General features: G+C 66.4%; 5 protein-coding genes and 1 other RNA gene. 1 reads left to right on the top strand and 5 read right to left on the bottom strand.

Features of this window, described 5'->3' with window-relative positions; all coding sequences use genetic code 11:
* Positions 1–47 precede the first annotated feature (47 nt).
* The 5 genes from CON76_RS00730 to ffs all read right to left on the bottom strand — a co-directional run bounded on the left by CON76_RS00730 (position 48) and on the right by ffs (position 4,213).
* Positions 48–1,838 carry a hypothetical protein gene (locus tag CON76_RS00730; protein ID WP_101101103.1) on the bottom strand — a complete coding sequence of 597 codons (1,791 nt, stop codon included), beginning with the start codon at positions 1,836–1,838 and terminating at the stop codon, positions 48–50.
* Positions 1,839–1,913: 75 nt separating this feature from the next.
* Positions 1,914–2,174 carry a type B 50S ribosomal protein L31 gene (locus tag CON76_RS00725; RefSeq protein ID WP_101101122.1) on the bottom strand — a complete coding sequence of 87 codons (261 nt, stop codon included), beginning with the start codon at positions 2,172–2,174 and terminating at the stop codon, positions 1,914–1,916.
* A 112-nt stretch (positions 2,175–2,286) separates the two neighbouring features.
* Entirely contained in the window at positions 2,287–3,549 is a 1,263-nt protein-coding gene (gene rho / locus CON76_RS00720; RefSeq protein ID WP_101101101.1) for a transcription termination factor Rho, read from the bottom strand.
* Positions 3,550–3,740: 191 nt separating this feature from the next.
* A complete protein-coding gene (trxA, locus tag CON76_RS00715) occupies positions 3,741–4,073 on the bottom strand; it encodes a thioredoxin TrxA (protein ID WP_101101099.1) in 333 nt (110 codons plus the stop codon).
* A gap of 43 nt (positions 4,074–4,116) precedes the next feature.
* Positions 4,117–4,213: signal recognition particle sRNA small type (gene ffs / locus CON76_RS00710), an RNA gene on the bottom strand.
* Positions 4,214–4,248: 35 nt separating this feature from the next.
* Here ffs and dnaX point away from each other — a divergent pair.
* A complete protein-coding gene (gene dnaX, locus CON76_RS00705) occupies positions 4,249–6,042 on the top strand; it encodes a DNA polymerase III subunit gamma/tau (protein WP_101101097.1) in 1,794 nt (597 codons plus the stop codon).
* Positions 6,043–6,068 lie beyond the last annotated feature (26 nt).

Here is a 6,068-nt window from a genome sequence, read left to right as displayed (position 1 = left end):
AAAGTGATAAAAGAGGCAACGGGGCGATCTACGGTGAAATATCCGGGCTAGTTTCCGGGCGTCTCTTCGGCGCTGCTGTCGGTGCCGGGCGCAGTGCGGCGGCTGAACACCAGCCAGCGTTCGCGGTTCTCGCGCAGGCGTGGCACGGTGGAGAGCACTTCCCAGTCCGGCAGGTGTACCACCTGCGCCAGCGTTGCCAGCGCCTGTGGCGCCACCACCAGCAGTTGGCAGGATTGGTCGCCGTTGTGTGCCGGTGCAGCGGTGCCGGTGCGTTGCAGCGCCAGGCCGCCGTGGTAGTGCAGGGCGGTGATCTCGCTGGCGCGCAGGCCATGCACCAGCGTGCAGCTGGTGCCGGGCGGTGCCAGGGCGGCAATGCGGCGTGCAATGGGTGCCAGCCCCATGCCGTGGTTGAGCGCGGGCAGCCACAGCGTCATCAGCAGCAGCCAGCACAGCACGCTGCCCGCAGCGGACAGGGCCAGGCTCTTCCAGAGCGCGGGCTGGTGCCGCCCCAGCCGCCACACCACCAACCCCAGCCACAGCCCGGTGGCCAGCAGTGCCGGCCACCACTGCCAGCCCGAGAACTCAGCGCTGAAGCCGGGCAGCAGCCGCGCTACGCTGGCGGCAGGCTTGGGCGGCAGGCCGGTCTGCATGGCCAGCCAGAACAGCCAGATGATGGCGGCGCAGCCGCTGAAGAACAGCAGCGCGAACCAGTCCATGAGCGCCGTGACGTGGCGTTGCAGTGTGGGCGCAGCAAAGGCCGCCAGACACGCCAGCGCGGGCAGGGCCAGCAGCAAGGCGCGGTCCTGCCCGAGCAGCAGCCACGACCACACCGTCGCCACCGCCACAAACCACAGCGGCAGCGCAATGTGGGCGCTGTGCAGGCGGTGGCGCCAGCGCCACAGCGTCCACAGCGCCAGCGGCCACGCGGGCCAGGCAAACCACAGCCACAGCTCGGCATAACTTTGCCAGGTGCTCCAGTGCGCCCATTGGGGCAGCTGGTGCCAGATACGCACCCAGCGCGCTGGGTCGGCCTGCCACAGCAGCGCCCCGGCGGCCAGTGTGCCAGTGGCACACACGATCCAGGTCACGCCTTGCCAGAGTTGGCCGCTGGCCGGTTCGCGTTGGCGCCACAGTGCGTGCGCCGACCAGCCCAGCCAGCCCAGGCCCAGCGTGGCACCCACCACCGGGGCGCCACTCAGCGCCAGGCCCACGGCACCGCACCACCACGACAGCACGGCCCCGGTACCAAAGCGGCGGCTGGCGTCGGCGGGTTGGGCCAGGCGGGCGCTGGCGTACAGCAGCAGGGCGCTGCACGCCAGCTGGGCGCTGCTGGGGCCGGCCTCGTGCGACAGCAGCCCCAGCCCCAGCGACGCCACCAGGGCCAGCAAGGCGGTGTCGGCCAGCGCACGCGCGTAGTCGGCGGGCTGGGCCTCGCCGCCAAAGGCAAAATGCACCGGCTGCGCCGTGGGCAGGCGGGCCAGGTGGTAGGTGGCGTACCAGGTGCCCGCCAGCGTCAGCACCAGCAGGCCCGCAAACGGCAGCCGCATCGCCTGGTCGGCGGGCACAAAGGGCAGCAGCCGGATCGCAGCCGCACCCAGCCAGTAGGGCAGCCAGGCGCCGGTGTCCACAGCCTGGCCCAGCACCTGCGGCTGCCACCAGTGTTGCGGGTATTGCGCCAGGTCCAGCATGGCGCCAAATACGGCCAGGTCGTTGTGGCGCCAGGGGTCGCGCCCCAGCAGGCCCGGCACCACGTAGGCCAGTCCGAGCAGAATCAGCACCCAGCGCGGCAGGCGTCGGGCCGCGAACCGGGTCACAATGGCGGGAGTGGGGTGGAACATGGCGGGGGCAAAAAAAAGCAGCCGGTGGCACCGGCTGCTGGTTCGACGCAAAGGTCGGTGTGAACGCGCGCAGGCTTACTTGGCCGCAGCGGCACCACGGGCAAAGCGGTTGCGGAACTTTTCCACACGGCCGCCCATGTTGTCCACCGACTTCTGGGTGCCGGTGTAGAACGGGTGCGATTCAGAGGAGGTGTCCAGCTTGAACAGCGGGTATTCCTTGCCTTCGAAGGTCTCGGTCTCGCGGGTGTTGGCGCAGGAACGGGTCACGAACTTGAAGCCGTTGGACAGGTCCACGAACAGCACGTCGCGGTAGTTGGGGTGAATGCCTTCTTTCATCGCTTCTTCCTTGTGGGCACCACGGCCCGGCAGCGGCGGCAGCCGTGCTGGCCCATCCAGCACACTTTCCGCCAAAAAACCGCTGATTATACTGTTGCGCCGCAAAAACGCATCAGCCGCCGCGGCGCATCAGGTCGAAGAACTCGTGGTTGTTCTTGGTCTGCTTCATGCTCTTGAGCACCATCTCCATGGCCTCGACCTCGTCCATGTTGTACATGAACTGGCGCAGAATCCGGGTCTTTTGCAGAATTTCAGGTGCCAGCAGCAGCTCCTCGCGGCGGGTGCCGCTGCGGTTGAGCTGGATCGACGGGAAGACGCGCTTTTCGTACAGACGGCGGTCGAGGTGGATTTCGCTGTTGCCGGTGCCTTTGAATTCCTCGAAGATTACCTCGTCCATGCGGCTGCCGGTATCGACCAGTGCGGTGGCGATGATGGTCAATGAGCCGCCTTCTTCCACGTTGCGCGCGGCACCAAAAAAGCGCTTGGGGCGCTGCAGCGCGTTGGCATCCACGCCGCCGGTCAGCACTTTGCCAGAGCTGGGCAGCACGTTGTTGTACGCGCGGGCCAGGCGGGTGATGGAGTCCAGCAGGATCACCACGTCTTTTTTCAGCTCCACCAGGCGCTTGGCGCGCTCGATCACCATCTCGGCCACATGGGCGTGGCGCGCGGCGGGTTCGTCGAAGGTGGAGGCAATCACGTCGCCGCGCACCGTGCGCTGCATCTCGGTCACTTCCTCGGGGCGTTCGTCCACCAGCAGCACCATCAGCTCCACCTCGGGGTGGTTGGCGGTGATGGCGTGGCAGATGTGCTGCATCATCACGGTCTTGCCGCTTTTGGGCGGGGCCACCACCAGGCCGCGCTGGCCTTTGCCGATGGGGGCGATGATGTCGATCACGCGTCCGGTGATATTCTCGTCGGTCTTGATGTCACGCTCCAGCCGCATCTGCTCCTTGGGGAACAGTGGCGTGAGGTTCTCGAACATGATCTTGTGCTTGTTGTGCTCGGGCGACAAGCCGTTGATCTTGTCGAGCTTGTTGAGCGCGAAGTAGCGTTCGCCGTCCTTGGGGATGCGCACCTCGCCCTCGATCATGTCGCCGGTGTGCAGGTTGAAGCGGCGGATCTGGCTCGGCGAGATGTAGATGTCGTCGGTGGAGGCGGTGAAGCTGGTGTCCATGTTGCGCAGGAAGCCAAAGCCGTCGGGCAGCACTTCGAGCACGCCATCGGCGAACACCACCTCGCCAGTCTTGGCGCGTTTCTTGATGATGGCAAACATCAGCTCTTGCTTGCGCATGCGGCCCGTGTTTTCGATTTCGAGGGCTTCGGCTTGTTTGAGCACTTCAGACACGTGCAGTGCCTTGAGTTCGTTCAGGTGCATGGACGGGACTCCGCAACAGAGGGAGCGTAAAAGTAAGGAGGAGAAAAGAAGGGTGAGGCTGCGGCGCGGCTGAACTGTGGCGCGCTTGAACCTGAATGCCGGGCTAGACCTGAAGCCCGTGGCCAATTATGGCAGGAAAAGTGCCCGGGCCTTGCACCCGGACACTGGGGAAAACAGGGGCAATGGCCGACTCAGGCCAGTTGCTGGTCCACAAACGCGATCAGCTGGGCCTTGCTCAGGGCGCCGACCTTGGTAGCGGCCAGCTGGCCGTCTTTGAACACCATCAGCGTGGGGATGCCACGGATGCCGAACTTGGCCGGGACTTCGCGGTTTTCATCGACGTTGAGTTTGGCCACTTGCAGTTTGCCTTGGTAGGCGGTGGCCAGTTCGTCCAGAATGGGGGCGATGCTGCGGCAAGGGCCACACCATTCGGCCCAGAAGTCCACCAACACCGGCTGGCCGGCTTGTACCACGGCGGTTTCAAAGTTGGCATCGGTGACGTGTTGGATGAGCTCGTTGGCCATGAGAATGCGCCTCAAATCGTGTTGCTGCGTTGATACAGTAGAAGGTGACGAGCCTTGACCCCGGCACTGGCTCCACGGTTAGGGCTGCTTGGTTCCCCACCTGACCCGGTTGGCCGCTTCCCCATGCGGGAAGGCCCGTCAGAGGTGCATTGTAAGCCACAGATAGAATCCGCTCATGTCTTATGTTGTTCTGGCCCGCAAGTACCGTCCCAAAAACTTTGCCGAAATGGTGGGGCAAGAGCATGTGGTGCAAGCCTTGGGCAATGCGTTGGCCACGCAGCGGTTGCACCACGCCTATTTGTTCACGGGTACGCGCGGGGTGGGCAAGACCACCGTCTCGCGCATTTTGGCCAAGTCGCTCAACTGTGTGGGGCCCGATGGGCAGGGGGGTATCACCGCCGAGCCGTGTGGTGTGTGCCAAGCCTGCCGTGACATCGACGCGGGCCGTTTTGTGGACTACACCGAGCTGGATGCGGCCTCCAACCGCAGCGTGGACGAGGTGCAAGCGTTGCTGGAGCAAGCGGTGTACAAGCCGGTGCAGGGGCGCTTCAAGGTCTTCATGATCGATGAAGTCCACATGCTGACCAACACCGCGTTCAACGCGATGCTGAAAACGCTGGAAGAACCGCCCGAGTACCTGAAGTTTGTGCTGGCCACCACCGACCCGCAGAAGGTGCCGGTCACGGTGTTGAGCCGCTGCCTGCAGTTCAACCTGCGCCCGATGGCACCCGACACGGTGCTGGAGCACCTGACCCGCGTGCTGGCGGCAGAGGAGGTGCCCGCCGAGGTGGCGGCGCTGCGCCTGCTGGCGCGTGCGGCGCGGGGCTCGATGCGCGACGCCCTGAGCCTGACCGACCAGGCGATTGCGTTTGGCAACGGCCAGCTGCAGGAGGCCACGGTGCGCCAGATGCTGGGTGCGGTGGACAGCGGCCACGTGTGGGCCCTGATCGAGGCCCTGGCCACGGGCGACGGCCAGACGGTGGTGCAGACGGTGGACACCTTGCGCTTCAACGGCTTCAGCGCCGTGGCGGCGCTGGACGACATGACCGGCGCGCTGCAGCGCATGGCGGTGGTGCAGGCGGTGCCCAGTCTGGCCACGGCCACCGACCCGGAGCAGACCGAGATTGCGCGCCTGGCCGCCCTGCTGCCGCCCGACGCCACGCAACTGCTCTACAGCCTGTGCCTGCATGGCCGCGCCGAGCTCGGCCTGGCCCCCGACGAATACGCCGGGCTGACGATGGTGCTGCTGCGCCTGCTGGCGTTCCGTCCGCCGGGTGTGGCTGGTTCTGCAACACCGCCCGCCCCGGAAAAAAAAACCCTGAATATTGAGTCAATGGTGCCGGTGGCGCCAGCTTTAACACCTGCACCAGCGGTGCAGCCTGCCCCCGCGCGGATGGCCACACTCGCTGCCGCGCCTCCTGTTGTCTCTGCTGTCGCGCCCGCTGCATGGGCGCCCGTACCGGCGCCTGTGGTGGCGTCGCCGCCGTTTGCTGCCGCGCCTGTGCCCGTTGCCAGTGCGCCGGTCGTGCCTTCAGCACCCGTGCCCGACGCTGCCGCCCGCACGGCAGATGCCTCTGGCGCCGCGGATGATGGGGCCGAACGCTGGTACGCGCTGGTGGCCAGCCTGGTGCAGGCTGGGGCGATCACGGCCTTGGTGCGCGAGCTGGCGCTGCAGTCGCAATGGGTGGCGGCGCAGGGCGACACTTGGTACCTGCGCGTGGCGGCGGAGTCGCTGATGCAGCCCAGCACGCGCGACGGCCTGCAAAAGGCGCTGCAGCAGGCGGGCCATGCGGTGCGGCTGCAGCTGGAGCAAGGGCCGGTGAGCGACTCGCAGGCCCGGCGCCAGGTGGCCGCAGGGCAGGCGCGCCAGCGTGCCGCCGAGGACGCGGCGGCGCAGGATCCGCTGGTGCAGGCCTTGCTGCGCGACTTTGGCGGCAAAATGGTGCCCGGCAGCATCCAGTCGGTGTAAGGCGCGGATGCTTTTTGATGTTTCTT

The sequence above is a fragment of the Macromonas bipunctata genome (genome assembly GCF_002837135.1).
Lineage (GTDB): Bacteria > Pseudomonadota > Gammaproteobacteria > Burkholderiales > Burkholderiaceae_C > Macromonas_A > Macromonas_A bipunctata.
This window is presented reverse-complemented; position numbering and strand designations above follow the sequence as displayed.

Coding starts and splice junctions, on each gene's coding strand:
- CON76_RS00725 (WP_101101122.1), bottom strand. CDS start 2,174: ATGAAAGAAGGCATTCACCCCAACTACCGCGACGTGCTGTTCGTGGAC.
- trxA (WP_101101099.1), bottom strand. CDS start 4,073: ATGGCCAACGAGCTCATCCAACACGTCACCGATGCCAACTTTGAAACC.
- rho (WP_101101101.1), bottom strand. CDS start 3,549: ATGCACCTGAACGAACTCAAGGCACTGCACGTGTCTGAAGTGCTCAAA.
- CON76_RS00730 (WP_101101103.1), bottom strand. CDS start 1,838: ATGTTCCACCCCACTCCCGCCATTGTGACCCGGTTCGCGGCCCGACGC.
- dnaX (WP_101101097.1), top strand. CDS start 4,249: ATGTCTTATGTTGTTCTGGCCCGCAAGTACCGTCCCAAAAACTTTGCC.